The organism is Methylobacterium sp. AC433 (assembly GCF_979253015.1).
The window spans coordinates 145,197-161,068 of the sequence record NZ_CEEDBN010000004.1; the positions used below are offsets into that span (position 1 = coordinate 145,197).

General features: G+C 71.0%; 12 protein-coding genes. 7 read left to right on the forward strand and 5 right to left on the reverse strand.

Going from position 1 to position 15,872, the window contains the following annotated elements:
- Window positions 1-53 precede the first annotated feature (53 nt).
- Window positions 54-2,258, forward strand: coding sequence for a 3-hydroxyacyl-CoA dehydrogenase NAD-binding domain-containing protein (locus AC0IWM_RS08695; RefSeq protein WP_471754331.1), 2,205 nt, complete (start codon window positions 54-56; stop codon window positions 2,256-2,258).
- 61 nt (window positions 2,259-2,319) lie between these two features.
- On the opposite strand, the gene AC0IWM_RS08700 is transcribed toward AC0IWM_RS08695, so the two are convergent.
- Window positions 2,320-3,195, reverse strand: a complete 876-nt coding sequence (locus tag AC0IWM_RS08700; protein WP_471754333.1) for a 3'-5' exonuclease — start codon at window positions 3,193-3,195, stop codon at window positions 2,320-2,322.
- Window positions 3,196-3,282: 87 nt separating this feature from the next.
- On the reverse strand, window positions 3,283-5,739 hold the full coding sequence (gene ligA / locus AC0IWM_RS08705; RefSeq protein WP_471754335.1) for an NAD-dependent DNA ligase LigA: 2,457 nt from the start codon (window positions 5,737-5,739) through the stop codon (window positions 3,283-3,285).
- 251 nt (window positions 5,740-5,990) lie between these two features.
- Between ligA and AC0IWM_RS08710 the strand changes: the two genes are divergently transcribed.
- From AC0IWM_RS08710 to AC0IWM_RS08720, 3 genes are all read left to right on the forward strand, one after another.
- Window positions 5,991-6,905, forward strand: coding sequence for a protein-methionine-sulfoxide reductase heme-binding subunit MsrQ (locus AC0IWM_RS08710; RefSeq protein WP_471754336.1), 915 nt, complete (start codon window positions 5,991-5,993; stop codon window positions 6,903-6,905).
- Window positions 6,906-6,983: 78 nt separating this feature from the next.
- Window positions 6,984-7,310, forward strand: a complete 327-nt coding sequence (locus AC0IWM_RS08715) for a hypothetical protein (protein WP_471754337.1) — start codon at window positions 6,984-6,986, stop codon at window positions 7,308-7,310.
- 93 nt (window positions 7,311-7,403) lie between these two features.
- Window positions 7,404-8,417 carry an adenosine kinase gene (locus AC0IWM_RS08720; protein WP_471754339.1) on the forward strand — a complete coding sequence of 338 codons (1,014 nt, stop codon included), beginning with the start codon at window positions 7,404-7,406 and terminating at the stop codon, window positions 8,415-8,417.
- Between the two features lie 79 nt (window positions 8,418-8,496).
- Here the strand turns inward: AC0IWM_RS08720 and AC0IWM_RS08725 are convergent, their stop codons facing one another.
- From AC0IWM_RS08725 to ubiG, 3 genes are all read right to left on the reverse strand, one after another.
- The gene (locus tag AC0IWM_RS08725; protein ID WP_471754341.1) at window positions 8,497-9,471 is read right to left on the reverse strand and encodes an NADPH:quinone oxidoreductase family protein; all 975 of its coding nucleotides are present in this window, start codon (window positions 9,469-9,471) and stop codon (window positions 8,497-8,499) included.
- Between the two features lie 70 nt (window positions 9,472-9,541).
- On the reverse strand, window positions 9,542-10,102 hold the full coding sequence (locus AC0IWM_RS08730; protein ID WP_471754343.1) for a YbhB/YbcL family Raf kinase inhibitor-like protein: 561 nt from the start codon (window positions 10,100-10,102) through the stop codon (window positions 9,542-9,544).
- 50 nt (window positions 10,103-10,152) lie between these two features.
- Complete coding sequence (gene ubiG, locus AC0IWM_RS08735; protein ID WP_471754345.1) at window positions 10,153-10,917, reverse strand: bifunctional 2-polyprenyl-6-hydroxyphenol methylase/3-demethylubiquinol 3-O-methyltransferase UbiG; 765 nt, start codon at window positions 10,915-10,917, stop codon at window positions 10,153-10,155.
- Window positions 10,918-11,118: 201 nt separating this feature from the next.
- On the opposite strand from ubiG, the gene AC0IWM_RS08740 reads away from it, so the two are divergent.
- The 3 genes from AC0IWM_RS08740 to prfA all read left to right on the forward strand — a co-directional run bounded on the left by AC0IWM_RS08740 (window position 11,119) and on the right by prfA (window position 15,870).
- Window positions 11,119-12,354, forward strand: coding sequence for an aspartate kinase (locus AC0IWM_RS08740; protein ID WP_471754347.1), 1,236 nt, complete (start codon window positions 11,119-11,121; stop codon window positions 12,352-12,354).
- A gap of 66 nt (window positions 12,355-12,420) precedes the next feature.
- Entirely contained in the window at window positions 12,421-14,685 is a 2,265-nt protein-coding gene (gene ptsP, locus AC0IWM_RS08745; RefSeq protein ID WP_471754349.1) for a phosphoenolpyruvate--protein phosphotransferase, read from the forward strand.
- 99 nt (window positions 14,686-14,784) lie between these two features.
- Window positions 14,785-15,870 carry a peptide chain release factor 1 gene (prfA, locus tag AC0IWM_RS08750; protein WP_471754351.1) on the forward strand — a complete coding sequence of 362 codons (1,086 nt, stop codon included), beginning with the start codon at window positions 14,785-14,787 and terminating at the stop codon, window positions 15,868-15,870.
- Window positions 15,871-15,872 lie beyond the last annotated feature (2 nt).

Below are 15,872 nucleotides of genomic sequence, written 5' to 3' on the forward strand. Positions count from 1 at the left end.
GCTTAACCACGCCAGCCGAAGCCGCCCACCCGCCGCTTATTCGAGGATCAGCGATGAATCTCACCAACTTCCGACTCGAAACCGACGCCGACGGGATTGCGCTGGCGACCTGGGACATGCCCGGCCGCTCCATGAACGTCTTCACCGATGCGGTGATGGACGAACTGAGCCAGGTGGTCGACGCCGTGGTGGCGGACCCCGCCATCAAGGGCTGCGTCATTGTCTCGGGCAAGGACAACTTCTCGGGCGGCGCCGACCTGACCATGCTCCAGGGTCTCGGCCGCGCGTTCGAGGCCCTCAAAGCCGAGCGCGGCGAGGAGGAAGCGATGCGCCACTTCTTCGAGGAGTCGCGCAAGCTCAGCCTCGTCTTCCGCAAGCTCGAGACCTGCGGCAAGCCCTTCGCGGCGGCGGTGAACGGCATCTGCCTCGGCGGGGCGTTCGAGCTCGCCCTCTCCTGCCACTACCGGGTGCTCTCCGACGATCCGAAGACCCGCGTCGGCCTGCCCGAGATCAAGGTCGGCCTGTTCCCGGGCGGCGGCGGCACCCAGCGCGTCTCCCGCCTGATGCAGACCGGCGACGCCCTGCAGATGCTGTTCAAGGGCGAGCAGATCCGTCCGCTGATGGCCAGGAACATGGGGCTCGCCCAGGAGGTCGCGGCCAAGGACGAGATCGTCGCCAAGGCCAAGGCCTGGATCGCGGGCGGCGGCTCGGCCGTGGCGCCGTGGGACCAGCCGAAATTCAAGGCGCCGTCCGGCAAGGTCTACTCGCCGGCCGGCATGATGATCTGGCCGCCGGCCAATGCCATCTACCGGCGCGAGACGCACGACAACTACCCGGCCGCCAAGGCGATCCTGGCCTCCGTCTACGAGGGCCTGCAGCTGCCGATGGACCAGGCCCTTCGGGTCGAGAGCCGGTACTTCGCGCACATCCTGCGGACCAAGGAGGCGGCGGCGATGATCCGCACGCTGTTCCTCTCCATGGGCGAACTCAACAAGGGCGCGCGCCGTCCGAAGGACGTGCCGGCCACCAAGGTCCAGCGGGTCGGCGTCGTCGGCGCCGGCTTCATGGGCGCGGGCGTCGCCTACGTCACGGCCAATGCGGGCATGGAGGTCGTGCTCGTCGACCAGTCGGTCGAGGCGGCCGAGAAGGGCAAGGCCTACGCCCACAAGCTCGTCACCGACCAGATCAACAAGGGTCGCGCGAAGACCGCCGACCGCGACGCGCTGCTCGGCCGCATCAGCGCGAGTGCCGACTACGCCGACCTCGCCACCTGCGACCTCGTCATCGAGGCGGTGTTCGAGGATCCGAAGGTCAAGGCCGAGGTCATCGCCAAGGTCGAGGCCGTGATCCGGCCGGAGACGATCTTCGCCTCCAACACCTCGACCCTGCCGATCACGGGCCTCGCCAAGACCTCGGCCCGGCCGGAGCAGTTCGTCGGCATCCACTTCTTCTCGCCGGTCGAGAAGATGATGCTCGTCGAGATCATCAAGGGCGACCAGACCGGCGACGCGGCGCTGGCCACCGCCCTCGACTATGTCCGGGCGATCAAGAAGACCCCGATCGTCGTCAACGATGCGCGCGGCTTCTTCGCCAACCGCTGCGTCGGCGCCTACCTGCTCGAGGGCCACAAGATGCTCAACGAGGGCATCCCGGCAGCGATGATCGAGAATGCCGGCCGTCAGGCGGGCATGCCGGTCGGCCCCCTCTCGCTGACCGACGAGGTCGCCGTCGATCTCGCCCTGAAGATCGTCAAGGCGACGGAGGCACAGCTCGGGGCCGAGAGCATCGACCCGGCTCAGAAGGCGCTCCTCTCCACCCTCGTCGAGGGCGAGGGCCGGCTCGGCCGCAAGAACAAGCGCGGCTTCTACGACTATCCCGAGGGTGCACCCAAGCGCCTCTGGCCCGGCCTCGCCGGCCTCCAGGCGACCAAGGTCGAGCCGGACGAAGTGGACTTCGCGGAGCTGAAGCAGCGTCTCCTGGTGGTGCAGGCACTGGAAGCCGCGCGGACCGTCGGCGAGGGCGTCGTCACCGATCCGCGCGAGGCGGATGTCGGCTCGATCCTCGGCTTCGGCTTCGCGCCCTTCACCGGCGGCGCCCTGTCCTACATCGACTTCATGGGCGTCCAGGCGTTCGTGACGCTGGCGCAGGGCCTGGAAGCCAAGCACGGCCCGCGCTTCGCCGTACCGCAGAACCTCCTCGACATGGCCGCCCGCGGCGGCACGTTCTACGGCGACGCAGCGGTGAAGAAGGCGGCGTAGCGCAAGGGCACCGCCCGGCTTTCCCCGGGCGGATCCCGTGACGGGTGAGGCGGCGACCGCCTCACCCCACCGATACCGCAGTCATCCGGACGCGCAGGACCTCGACATCGTCGTGGTTGCTCGACAGCAGGTCGGTGATGTCGCCGGCCAGCAGCGCCTTGACGTGGCGGCAGAGGGTGCCGTAGCGGCCGGCCATGCAGGTGCAGCGCAGGTGCGGACCGTTGGTGCGATCCTCCAGGGTCACGGCGTAGCGGTTGCCGCTGCTGCCGCGCACCGCGAAGTGCAGGCCCGCTGAGGACGCCGGCCGTGCGCCCGCGGCGAGGCGGGCCCGCTCCGTGAGGGAGCCCGGGCGGCTGCGCGGAGGCATGGCGAGGTCGGGCCCCGCCGGGACCGTGGTGATCGGCAGGTGAAGCGCCCGCGACAGGGCCGGCAGGTCCGGCGCGCCGGTCTCCCGGACGGCCGCGAGAGCGATCTCCGCGCAGGCATAGGCGTCCTCGCCCGCATCGTGGTGCTCGAAGCGGATCCCGAGCCGCGCCGCGACCTTGCCGAGGCCGCAGCCCTCCTCCGCCGGAAACACCCGCCGGGCGATCTGCAGCGTGCAGAGATAGGAAAAGGCCGGGGGTCGAACCCCGTACGCAGCCAGGGAGGCGCGCAGCACGCCGAGGTCGAAGCCGGCATTGTGGGCCAGGATCAGCCCGAAGGCGAGCTCGGGCAGGAACTCCGCCATCACGGCGGGGAAGTCCGGCTGATTGCGCACGTCCGCCGGGAGGATGCCGTGGACCCGGATGTTGCCCGGCGAGAAGCGCAGCTCCGGCGGCCGGATCAGCCGGGATTCCCGCCGGACCACCCGGCCCCCGGCGATCCAAGCGAGCCCGACGGCACAGGCGCTGTCGCGCCGCTCGTTGGCGGTCTCGAAATCGAGGGCGATGACGGTCATGCGGGAATTATGGGCCCTGTCCCGGCCGGACGCGGCCAAGCTCCTGCGGGTGCAGAAACCGGACTCTAGGCGTCCGCGAATCCGGGCTCAAGCGCTGGCGACGAGCGCCAGCCATGCCTCCTCGCTGATGACCTCGACGCCGTGCTTCTCCGCGTCCTTCAGCTTCGAGCCCGCGCCCGGACCGGCCACGACGAGGTCGGTCTTGGCCGAGACCGAGCCGGAGACCTTGGCGCCCAGGCGCTCGGCCGTGGCCTTGGCCTCGGACCGAGTCATCTGTTCGAGGCTGCCGGTGAACACCACGGTCTTTCCCGCGAAGGCCGTGGCCGAGGCCGGGGCCGCCATCGGCTCGGTCTTCACTTCGGCGAGCAGCGCCCGGACCGCCGCGTCGTTGTGCGGCTCGGCGAAGAAGGCGATCAGCGAGTCGGTCGCCACCGGACCGATCTCGCCGTCATCGGCGAAGTGGCGATAGGCGTCGCCCGGCCGCTGCTCGGCCGCCCGCGCGAGACCCGCCGCGACGGCGTCCTCGTCGCCGTAATGGGCGAGCAGGCTGGCGCGCTGGGGCGCCGACAGGCGCGCCCGCCCCTGCGGCTGGGTCTCGGCCTCCTCCTCGTCGCCGGCCTCCGGCTCGCCGCCCGCGCGGGGATAACCGACCTCCAGCAGACGATCGCGGGTGGTCGGACCGATGCGGGACAGCGCGGAGAGTTCGATCCAGTCCGGCCCGGCCTGGTCGCAGGCCGCGGCGGCGACGCCCGCCATCAAGGCGGGCATGTCGGGGAAGCGCTTGGCGAGGGCCTTGGCCGTGGATTCGCCGATCTCCGGGATGCCGAGGGCGAAGAGGAAGCGGTTCAGCGGCAGGCTGCGACGATCCTCCACCGAGGCAAGGAGGTTCTTGATCGCCTTGTCCTCCTCGTCGCCCTTCTTCTTCGTCGGCTTCTTCGGGGCGGGCACGCCCTCGGCCCGCCGCTCGGCGGAGAGCGCCTCGCGCCGCGCCACGATGGCGGCCTTCAGGGGCTCGAACGCGAGGCGGAACAGGTCGGCGGGCTGGCGCACCAGCCCGGCCTCGAACAGCACCTCGATATAGGTCTGGCCGAAGCCCTCGAGGTCGAAGCCGTTGCGCGAGACGAAGTGCTTCAGCCGCTCGACTCCCTGCGCGGGACAGATCAGGCCGCCGGTGCAGCGGCGCACGGCGTCGGGCGTGCCGGTGCGGGGATTGATCTCGCGCACGGCGCGGCTGCCGCAGGCGGGGCAGTGGGTCGGAAAGGCGTACGGCTTCGAATCGGCCGGGCGCTTCTCCAGCACCACGTCCATCACCTTCGGGATGACGTCGCCGGCCCGCTGCACCACGACGGTGTCGCCGATCCGGATGTCGCGCCCGTCGCGGATCGGCTCGCCGTCGGCGCCGACACCCTGGACGTAGCCCTCGTTGTGCAGGGTCGCGTTCGACACCACGACGCCGCCCACCGTGACCGGACGGAGCTTGGCCAGCGGGTTCAGGGAGCCGGTGCGCCCGACATTGATCTCGATGTCCTCGACGACCGTCAGCGCCTTCTGGGCGGCGAACTTGTGGGCCAGCGCCCAGCGCGGCGAGCGCGAGACGAAGCCGAGGCGGCGCTGCAGCGCCAAGTCGTCGACCTTGTAGACGACGCCGTCGATGTCGTAGCCGAGGTCGGCGCGCTCGGCCTCGATGCTACGATAATGCGCGATCATCGCCTCGGCGTCGGTGCAGAGCCGGGTGCGGTCGTTGACCGGAAGGCCCCATTCGGAAAACCGCTCCAGCACCCCGTGCTGCGTCCCCTCGAAGGCCGGCACCACCTCGCCCCAGGCATAGGCGAAGAACTTGAGCGGCCGCGAGCGGGTGATCTCGGGATCGAGCTGGCGCAGGGAGCCGGCCGCCGCGTTGCGGGGATTGGCGAACAGCGCCTTGCCGGCCGCCTCCTGGCGGGCATTGATCGCGGCGAAATCCGCGTGGCCGAGGTAGACCTCGCCGCGGACCTCGCAGACCCGAGGCACGTCCGTCCCGGCGAGCCGCTGCGGGATGTCGGACACCGTACGGGCATTGGCGGTGACGTCCTCGCCGACCTCGCCGTCACCGCGGGTCGCCGCCGTGACGAGGCGCCCATCCTCGTAGCGCAGGGCCAGGGAGAGGCCGTCGATCTTGGGCTCGGCGGTGAAGGCCAGGGGCTCGGCTTCGGGCCGGTTCAGGAACCGCCGGACGCGGGCGACGAACTCCGCCACCTCGTCGTCCGCGAAGGCGTTGCCCAGCGAGAGCATCGGCACCGCGTGGCGCACCTTGGCGAACTTCTCGGAGGGTTTGGCCCCCACCGAAGCGCTGGCGGCCCCAGTCCCGGCAAGGTCCGGAAATCGCGCCTCGATCTGCTCCAGGCGCCGGCGCAGGGAATCGTACGCCGCATCCGTGATCTCGGGCGCGTCCTCCTGGTGATAGAGCCGGTCTGCCTCGGCGATCCGTTCGGAGAGGTCCGCGTGCTCGGCCCGCGCCGTCTCGGCGGTCATCGTCTCGAGGCTGTCGGCGGTCTCGTCGGGCATGGGGATGCTTCGTGATCGGGGGCGGGCGCGGCGTCGGCTTATAGCAATCGAGAACCGTTGCGGCACCGGCCAAGGTTTCGGGCCGCCCGCGGCTCTGCACGAACCTGTAACCCGCGCGCCCGCCAAGCGAATACACCCCGACACCACGGGGCCGCGAAGGCCCCGCGAGTCCGGCTGCGACCCCGCGCCGCCTCACGGATCCTCTCCGGCCCCTATCTTTCGCGACAATCGTCCCACAATCCCGGATCGCCATGCCAGCCCTGCCCGCCTTCTCCGCGCCCTGGCGCGACCGCGCCGGACGCGTCTCCGGCCTGAAGCTCGCGACCTTCCTGTTCGCCCTCGCTCCGGGCCTCTGGCTCGCCGGGGCCTACGCGGCGGATGCCCTCGGGGCGAAGCCGATCACGGCGCTGCTGCACGGCACCGGTGAGTGGGCGGTGCGATTCCTGATGCTCTCGCTGGCGGTGACGCCCCTGCGCCGGGTCGCCCATGCGCCGAAGCTCATCCTGGTGCGGCGCATGCTCGGCCTGACGGTGCTGGCCTACGGGCTCATCCACCTGATGCTCTACGTCGTCGACCAGAACTTCGTGCTGACCAAGGTGGTCACCGAGATCGTGTCCCGGATCTATCTCACCATCGGCTTCGTGGCTCTGCTCGGCCTCGTCGTGCTCGGCGTCACCTCCACGGACGGGATGATCCGGCGCCTCGGCAAGGCCTGGCCGCGCCTGCACAAGACGGTCTACGTCATCGCGATCCTGGGCCTGATCCACTATTACCTGCAGGCCAAGATCGACGTGTCCGACCCGGTGTTCTGGACCGGCGCCTTCCTGCTTCTGATGGGCCACCGCGCGATGCAGCGCTTCGGCTGGCCGACCAACCCGCTCACCCTCCTGGGCCTCGCGCTGGCCGCCACCCTCCTGACCGCGCTTCTGGAAGCGGCCTGGTACGGCGTCGCGAGCGGCATCCCGGCGAGCCTCGTCCTGTCGGCCAACCTCGATTTTCCGGAGACCATCCGGCCGGCCTGGTGGGTTCTGGCCCTCGGCCTTTCCGTTCCGGTGCTCAATGCCGTCCGGGCCCGGATGGACCGGAGCGGGCGCGGCAAGCCGAAGGCCGCGCCGGCATCGCGCCCCGCCCCGGCAACGGCGCGGGAGGCCGTGGCGGCGCGGTGAAGGCCGGCGCATGCGGGACTTGCTCCGGGCCGCCGGCACGCGCATGAAGCGGCCGGCGTCACGGAGGGGAAAGCCCGCATGCGGACACGGATCTTGACGGTGGCAGCCCTCGGCCTCGGCACCCTGGTTTCGGCCGGCGCGGCCCGCGCCGCCTGCACGCTGCCCGAGCCGCCCCCGGCCGCGTCCCGTCCAACCAAGCCGCCGCTCCCGGCCAAGCCCGCCTGCCTCGACGCCAAGGGCGGCTGCCCGGGCTGGGAGGCCTACAGCTACAACGACGCCATCAAGGCCTACAACGAGAAGGCCGCCGCGTTCCGTCCCCTGGCGGAGGCCTACGTCAAGGCACTGAATGCCTACGTGAAGGCGAGCAGCGACTACGCGCAATGCGAGGTGAAGACGCTGCAATAGGCAGGGGGGGGCGGCCGGGTTCGCTTGACCCCTGCCAGGAGCGATGCCACAGCCCGGCGCAGTTTTCCCCACATCGCCAGACTGGACGGCCCGATGCCCGAATCCCTCGACCTCCTCGTTCTCGGCAACGCCATCGTCGACCTCATCGCCCGCACCGAGGAAGAATTCCTGGCGGCGCAGGGCGTGCCGAAGGGGGCGATGCAGCTGATCGACGAGGCGCGGGCCGAGTCGCTCTTCGCCGCCATGGGGCCGGCCACCATTGTGTCGGGCGGCTCCGGTGCCAACACGGCCGTGGGCGCGGCGATGCTCGGCGCGAAGACCGGCTTCGTCGGCAAGGTCCGCGACGACGAGCTCGGCGGCCTCTTCGCCCACGATCTGAAGGCCACCGGCGTCCGCTTCCCGGTCGCCGCCGCGGTCGACGGACCGGCCACCGCCCGCTGCTTCATCCTGGTGACGCCGGACGGCGAGCGCACCATGAACACCTATCTCGGCGCCTGCCAGGGCCTGTCCCCGGCCGATGTCGACGCGGCCATCGTGGCGAGCGCCCGCGTGGTCTACCTCGAAGGCTACCTCTGGGACCCGCCGGCCGCCAAGGACGCATTCCGCAAGGCCGTGACCATCGCCCACGAGGCCGGCAACGCCGCGGCGCTGACCCTGTCGGACGCGTTCTGCGTCGGGCGCTACCGGGACGAGTTCCTCGGCTTGATCCGCGATGGCAGCATCGACATCCTGTTCGCCAACATGGCCGAGTTGCAGAGCCTCTACGAGACGGACGATGCCGAGGCCGCCGTCAAGGCGCTGCGCGACGAGAGCGCGTCCCGCGGCAAGGACCTCCTCGCCCTCGTCACCCGCTCGGCGGACGGCGCCCTCGTGATCCAGGGCGGCGACGTGCAGGCTGTGGCCGCCTCTCCGGTTCACGAACTCGTCGACACCACGGGAGCGGGCGACCTCTTCGCGGCGGGTTTCCTGGCCGGACATGCCCGCGGCCTCGACCACACGGCCAGCGCCCGCCTGGGAGCTCTCGCCGCCGCCGAGGTGATCCAGCACATCGGCGCCCGACCGCAGCACGATCTAGTGGCCCTCGCCAAGGCGCAGGGCCTGCTCTGACCCCGTCGCCCAGAGCGGCGGCCGTGCGGTCGGCGGATCCCGGACGTCCCCGGGATCCGTCCCGCGCACGGACCGGCGATCACAGGCGCAGCAGCACCTTTCCGACGGCCTCGCGCCGCTTCAGGATGCCGAGCGCGGCCTCGTAATCGGCGAGCAGATGGACGCCGTGCACCTTCGCGGTCAGGCGGCCCTCGGCCACCCAGGCGAGAAGCCGCTCCTGGTTGGCCCGGTGCGCCTCCGGCTCGCGCTCGACGAAGACGCCCCAGTGGACGCCCTGAATGTCGATGCCCTTCAGCAGCGCCAGGTTGAGCGGAATGCGCGGGATGTCGCCCGCCGCGAAACCGATGACGAGGTAGCGCCCCTTCCAGCCCAGGGACCGCAGGGCCGGCTCGGCATAGTCGCCGCCGATCGGATCGTAGATCACGTCGACGCCCTCGCCCTCTGTGAGCGTGCGCAGGGCCTCGCGCAGATTCTCCGCGGCGTAGTCCACCGTCATCGTGGCGCCATGGGCCTGCGCCGTCGCCAGCTTCTCGGGTGAGGACGCGCAGGCGATCACGCGGGCCCCCATGATGGCGCCGAGTTCCACGGCCGCGAGACCGACGCCACCCGAAGCGCCGAGCACCGCCAGGGTCTCGCCGGGCTGCAGCCGGGCCCGGTCGCGCAGGGCGTGCAGCGAGGTGCCGTAGGTGATCGTGAGCCCGGCGGCCTGCTCGTCCGAGACGCCCTTCGGCACGCGGGTCAGGTGGCGGGTGGCGACGGCGATCCGCTCGCGGCAGGTGCCGAACTTCTGGTGGACGATGACGCGGTCTCCGACCGCGAAGCCCTCGGACCCCTCGCCCAGGGACTCGACCACGCCGCAGGCCTCGCCGCCCGGCGAGAACGGCAGCTCGGGCTTCACTTGGTAGCGACCGGCGATGATCAGGGTGTCGAAGAAGTTGAGCGCCGCGAGCGTGACGCGGACCAGGGCCTCGCCCGGACCGGGCACGGGATCGGGCAGATCCGCGAGTTCGAGATCCTCCGGTCCCCCGAGCCGGGTACACTGCAGCGCCTTCATGCCCAAACCTCCGCCTGATCCTGGTATCGGCGCTTGCACCGGCCCGGGCGCCCGCGCAAGCGCCGCGGCGTCAGGGACGCTCGTAGAGGCCGGCGAGGCAGCCCTTGGCGCGCACGCGGCCTGACATCGCCTTCAGGAGCGCGCCCCGTCCGGGATGCTCGGGCAGTTCCAGCGCCCGGTCGAGGGCATAGACCTGGAACAGGTAGGCGTGCGGACCGTGACCGGTCGGCGGGTCGGGGGGCAGCCAGCCCGGCTTCAGGAAGCTGTTCTTGCCGAGGTCGAGCCCCGAATCGGCTTGGCTGGCAGCCCCTTCGGCCAGCGGAGCGCAGGGATCGAGATTCCAGGCGATGAGGTGGACGAGCGGGCTCGGCGTCGGGCTGCCCGCATCCTCGCAGAGGATCACGACCCGCGCCGTGCCGGGCGGCAGGCCGGTCCAGGCCAGGGGCGGCGATGCGCCGGTCCCGTCGGCCGTGAAGCGCGCCGGCATGGGCGTGCCGTCGGTGAAAGCGAGGCTGCTGAGCGAGAGGCCGTCGGGCACCTCGGCGAAGCCGGTCCTGTAGGCGGTCTTGTCCAGCCCGGCCTTCAGGCTGGACAGGGCGGCGCCCACGGCGTGCGGAATCTTTTCGAGCAAGGTCGGTCTCCCACGGGGTACGCCGACCAACCGCGGGCGACCCCGAAGGTTCAGGCCGGCCGCCCGTCGCCGGCCGGGCGCTGCGCCGTGATCATGTAGTTCACCGCGGTGTCGCGGCTCGCTCGCCAGGACCCGTCCAGGGGGTTGAGCACCACCCCGGTCGTGTCGGTGACGGTGAGGCCCCCGGCACTCACCGCGCGGCCGAGTTCGTCGGGCCGCACGAACTTCTCCCAGTCATGGGTGCCCTTGGGCAGCCAGCCGAGGACGTATTCGGCCCCGACGATCGCCAGCGCGAAGGAGCGCAGCGTCCGGTTGAGGGTGGCGGCGAAGAGGAGGCCGCCGGGCTTCACCGCCCGCGCCGCCTGGGCGACGAAGGCCGGCATGTCGACCACGTGCTCCACCACCTCCATGGCGAGCACGATGTCGAAGCGCTCGCCGCCGGCCACGACGTCCTCGATGGTGCGGGCACGGTAATCCACCGGCACGCCCTCGGCATCGGCATGGGCCTGGGCGACCTTGATGTTGGTCGGCGCCGGGTCGAGTCCGGTCACCCGGGCGCCGAGGCGCGCCAGCGGCTCGGACAGGACGCCGCCGCCGCAGCCGATATCCACCAGGGTCAGGCCCTCCAGGGCGAAGGGCGCGCGGGCGTCCCGCCCGAAATGCCGGCAGGCCGCGTCACGGATATAGGCGAGGCGGACAGGATTGAAGCGGTGCAGCACCCGCATCGGCCCGGCCTCGTCCCACCACGTCGCCGCGATGGCCTCGAAGCGGGCGACCTCGTCGCGGTCGATGGAGGCGCCTGTGGGTCCGGTCATCGTCTCGGCATGTCTCGTGCGAAGTGGGCGCGCCCCATTGTTGACACGCCCGGGCGGCCCTTGTACCCGCCGAAGCCCTGTCCGGTACAGCAGCCAAGCGACGCGGACGGCAGTGCGGGCGGGGGAAATCCGTCCGCAGCCCGCCGAATCCCTGGCAAACGCGATGTGTCGCGGACGCGACAGGCTCCGTCTGGTGAGAACATGCCCCGTCTGGTGATGAAGTTTGGCGGTACGTCCGTCGCCAATGTCGAGCGCATCCGCAACGTGGCGGCCCACGTGGCGCGCGAGGTCGCGGCCGGCTACGAGGTGGCCGTCGTGGTCTCGGCCATGTCCGGCAAGACCAACGAACTCGTCGCCTGGGTCAAGGATGCGAACCCGATCTACGACGAGGCCGAGTACGACGCCGTGGTCGCCTCGGGCGAACTCGTCACCGCCGGGCTGCTGGCCATCGCGCTCCAGAAGAACGGGATCAAAGCCCGCTCCTGGCAGGGCTGGCAGATCCCGATCCTGACGTCGGACGCCCACGGCTCCGCCCGCATCGAGGGCATCGACGGCGCCCGCCTCGATGCCGGCTTCCGGTGCGGCGAGGTCGCGGTCATCGCCGGGTTCCAGGGCATGCACGAGGCCACCGGCCGGGTCACCACCCTGGGCCGCGGCGGCTCGGACACCAGCGCCGTGGCGATCGCGGCCGCCATCGGCGCCGAGCGCTGCGACATCTACACCGACGTCGACGGCGTCTACACCACCGATCCGCGCGTGGTTCAGAAGGCCAAGCGCATGGAGCGCGTGACCTTCGAGGAAATGCTGGAGATGGCGTCCCTGGGCGCCAAGGTCCTGCAGGTCCGCTCGGTCGAGCTCGCCATGGTCCATCGCGTGCCGACCACGGTGCGCTCCTCCTTCGATCCGCCGGACAATGCCCGGCCCGGCACCCTCATCTGCGACGAGGACGACATCGTGGAACAGCAGATCATCACCGGGATCGCCTTCTCCCGGGACGAGGCGCAGATCACGCTTCGTCGCGTGAAGGACAGCCCCGGCATCGCCGCCGCCATCTTCGGCCCCCTGGCGGACGCCAACATCAACGTCGACATGATCATCCAGACCGTGTCGGGCGACCAGTCGACGACCGACATGACCTTCACGGTCCCGTCGGCCGATTACGACCGGGCGCGCAAGATCCTCGACGCGCAGAGCGGCGCGATCGAGTTCGCCCAGATCGAGGGCGCCACCGACGTGGTGAAGGTCTCGGCCATCGGCGTCGGCATGCGCAGCCACGCGGGCGTCGCCGCCAAGGCCTTCCGGGCCCTGGCGCAGAAGGGCATCAACATCCGCGCCATCACCACGTCGGAGATCAAGTTCTCCGTCCTGATCGATGCCGCCTACACGGAGCTTGCCGTTCGTACGCTCCACTCGCTATACGGCCTCGACCAGGCCTGAAGACCCGGAGCGCGCGAACGCCTGCGCGCGAACCGGACACGAGGCCGAAGCCGGATCGAGGAGACCATGCCCGCTGCGCCCGGAGGCCCGCGCCTGCTTCTGCGCCGCCTCCGCGAAGCGATGGCGGAGCCGGTCAGCCCACAGGCCCGTCTCGACCGCATCGTCACGTTGATCGCCGCCAACGTGATCGCCGAGGTGTGCTCGGTCTACGTGCTCAGCGATGACAACATCCTTGAACTGTTTGCAACCGAGGGTCTGAACCGCGAGGCCGTCCACCTGACCCGGCTGCGGGCGGACGAGGGCCTCGTCGGTCTCATCGCCAAGACCGCCGAGCCGCTGTCGCTCTCCGACGCGCAGTCCCATCCGGCCTTCTCCTACCGCCCGGAGACGGGCGAGGAGGCCTATCACGCGTTCCTCGGCGTGCCGCTCCTGCGCGCGGGCAACACCCTCGGCGTGCTCGTCGTCCAGAACAAGACCTACCGGGTCTATTCCGAGGAGGAGATCGAGGCGCTCCAGACCACCGCCATGGTGCTGTCGGAGATGATCGCCTCGGGCGAGCTGCAGGCGCTGGCGCCGGGGGCCGGCTCGGCCGCCCGCCGGGCCGTGAGCCAGCGCGGCGTGGCCCTGGCCGACGGCATCGGCCTCGGGCACGTGGTGCTGCACGAGCCGCGCATCGTCATCAAGCAGCTGATCGCCGAGAACGTCGACCGCGAGGTCGAGCGCCTGGAGCAGGCCATCGGCGAGGTCCGCTCGGCCATCGACGACCTCGTCGAGCGGGGCGACAGCATCGGCACGGGCGAATCCCGCGAGGTGCTGGAGACCGTGCGCATGTTCGCGCACGACAAGGGCTGGCTGCGCCGGATGCGCGAGGCCGTGCATTCGGGCCTGACCGCCGAGGCCGCCGTCGAGCGCGTCCAGTCGGACAACCGCGCCCGGATGATGCGCCAGAGCGACCCGTATCTGCGCGATCGCCTGCACGACCTCGACGACCTCGCGAATCGCCTCCTGCGGACGCTGATCGGGGCCGAGGGCAACGGTGCGCAGCGCGTCCTGCCGGAGAACGCGATCCTGGTCGCGCGCTCCATGGGCCCGGCCGCGCTCCTCGATTACGACCGCACGGCGCTCCGCGGCGTCGTGCTGGAGGAAGGCGGCCCGACGAGCCACATCGCCATCGTGGCGCGCGCGCTGGGCATCCCGGCCGTGGGCGAGATCGCCAACGCCACCGCGCTCTGCGACGCCGGGGACGCGATCATCGTCGACGGCGCCACCGGCGAGATCCAGGTCCGGCCCGGCCCGGAGATCGAGGCGGCCTATGCCGAGATGGTGCGCCTGCGCGCCCGGCGGCAGGAGCAGTACCGGGCGCTGCGCGACGTGCCCGCCGTCACCCTCGACGGCACGGCGATCGGCCTCCAGCTCAATGCCGGCCTCCTCATCGACCTGACCCACCTGCACGAGACCGGGGCGGACGGCATCGGCCTGTTCCGCACCGAGCTGCAGTTCATGGTGGCCCAGCGCATGCCCTCGGCCGCCGAGCAGCAGGCGCTCTACGAGGCCGTGTTCGCGGCCACCGGCGACCTGCCCGTCACGATCCGCACCCTCGACATCGGCGGCGACAAGATCCTGCCCTACATGCCGGCCCTCGAGGAGGAGAACCCGGCCCTGGGCTGGCGGGCGATCCGGATCGGCCTCGACCGGCCCGCACTCCTGCGCGTGCAGCTGCGCGCGCTGCTCAAGGCGGCCGGCGGGCGCCCTTTGAAGATCATGTTCCCGATGGTGGCGACGGTGGACGAGTTCACCCGCGCCAAGGCCATCGTCGAGCGCGAGAAGGCGCATCTGCGCCGGCACGGCCACGCCCTGCCGAGCGACTGCAAGCTCGGCGTGATGGTGGAGGTGCCCTCGCTCCTGTTCCAGATCGACGAGATCGCGAAGGCGGCGGACTTCCTGTCGGTGGGCTCCAACGACCTGATGCAGTTCCTGTTCGCCGTCGACCGCGAGAACCGCCGCGTCGCCGACCGCTTCGACACCCTGAGCGTGCCGGCCCTGCGCGCCTTCCGCGTCATCGCCGAGCGGGCCGCCGCCGCCGGCTGCCCCGCCACCGTCTGCGGCGAGATCGGCGGGCGCCCATTGGAGGCCATGGCGCTGATCGGCATCGGATTCCGCCACCTCTCGATGTCGCCGGCCGCCATCGGCCCCGTGAAGGCCATGGTGCTCGGCCTTGACGCCGGGGCGGTGGCGGCGCTGATCGACACCGAACTGGCCCGCGCCGGCGACGGCGCCACCCTCCGCCCGGCCCTCGCGGCCTTCGCGAAGGCCCAGGGTGTGCCAATCTAGATTCGGCATGCCTATCTGAATGGGTCGTGCCGCGGCCCCGTCGTCGATCAGGCCTCCGGCCCGACGAGCCCTTGTTCTGATGAGAGTTTTCCACGGGCGATGACCCCAATTCCTGCAGAACGTCTCGACGCGATCCTGACGCGCCACGACATCGTCACCGCGACGCTGAGCGCCGGCTCGGCCGATTCCGACACCTTCGTGCAACTGTCGCGCGAATTGTCGGAGCTGGAGGGGGTGGTCGCCGCGATCCACGCCTACCGCGCGGCGGCGCGAAACCTCGCCGACATCGAGGCGCTGATCGACGAGCCGGGCAGCGATTCCGAGATGCGGGCGCTCGCCGCCGACGAGAAGCCGGAGGCAGAGGCCGGGCTGGAGGCGGCGCACCGCGCGCTCCAGCTCATCCTGCTGCCCAAGGATTCCGCCGACGAGAAGAGCGCCATCCTCGAAATCCGCGCCGGCACCGGCGGCGACGAGGCCGCCCTCTTCGCCGGCGACCTCTTCCGCATGTACGGCCGGTATGCCGACGCCAAGGGGTGGAAGGTCGAGGTGATCTCCGAGAGCGAGGGCACCGTCGGCGGCTACCGCGAGGTCATCGCCGAGGTGAAGGGCAAGGGCGTGTTCGCCCGCCTCAAGTTCGAGAGCGGCGCCCACCGGGTGCAGCGCGTGCCGGACACCGAGACCCAGGGGCGCATCCACACCTCCGCCGCCACCGTGGCGGTGCTGCCGGAGGCGGAGGAGGTCGACATCGTGATCAACGACGCCGACCTGAAGATCGACACCATGCGCTCGCAGGGCGCCGGCGGGCAGCACGTCAACAAGACGGAATCGGCGATCCGCATCACCCACATGCCGAGCGGGATCGTGATCTTCGTCCAGGAGGAGCGCTCGCAGCACAAGAACCGCGCCCGGGCGATGTCGCTGCTGCGCTCCAAGCTCTACGACGCCGAGCGCACCGCCAAGGACGCGGTCCGGGCCGCCGACCGCAAGTCGCAGGTCGGCTCCGGCGACCGCTCCGAGCGAATTCGCACCTACAACTTCCCGCAGGCCCGCGTCACCGACCACCGCATCAACCTCACCCTGTACAAGCTCGAGGAGGTCCTGGCCGGCGAGGCTCTGGACGAACTCGTCGACGCCCTCGTCACCGAGCATCAGGCGGAGCTGCTGGCCGCCGAGGGCATGGCCTGAGC

Coding starts and splice junctions, on each gene's coding strand:
- AC0IWM_RS08695 (WP_471754331.1), top strand. CDS start 54: ATGAATCTCACCAACTTCCGACTCGAAACCGACGCCGACGGGATTGCG.
- AC0IWM_RS08700 (WP_471754333.1), bottom strand. CDS start 3,195: ATGACCGTCATCGCCCTCGATTTCGAGACCGCCAACGAGCGGCGCGAC.
- ligA (WP_471754335.1), bottom strand. CDS start 5,739: ATGCCCGACGAGACCGCCGACAGCCTCGAGACGATGACCGCCGAGACG.
- AC0IWM_RS08710 (WP_471754336.1), top strand. CDS start 5,991: ATGCCAGCCCTGCCCGCCTTCTCCGCGCCCTGGCGCGACCGCGCCGGA.
- AC0IWM_RS08715 (WP_471754337.1), top strand. CDS start 6,984: ATGCGGACACGGATCTTGACGGTGGCAGCCCTCGGCCTCGGCACCCTG.
- AC0IWM_RS08720 (WP_471754339.1), top strand. CDS start 7,404: ATGCCCGAATCCCTCGACCTCCTCGTTCTCGGCAACGCCATCGTCGAC.
- AC0IWM_RS08725 (WP_471754341.1), bottom strand. CDS start 9,471: ATGAAGGCGCTGCAGTGTACCCGGCTCGGGGGACCGGAGGATCTCGAA.
- ubiG (WP_471754345.1), bottom strand. CDS start 10,917: ATGACCGGACCCACAGGCGCCTCCATCGACCGCGACGAGGTCGCCCGC.
- AC0IWM_RS08740 (WP_471754347.1), top strand. CDS start 11,119: ATGCCCCGTCTGGTGATGAAGTTTGGCGGTACGTCCGTCGCCAATGTC.
- ptsP (WP_471754349.1), top strand. CDS start 12,421: ATGCCCGCTGCGCCCGGAGGCCCGCGCCTGCTTCTGCGCCGCCTCCGC.
- prfA (WP_471754351.1), top strand. CDS start 14,785: ATGACCCCAATTCCTGCAGAACGTCTCGACGCGATCCTGACGCGCCAC.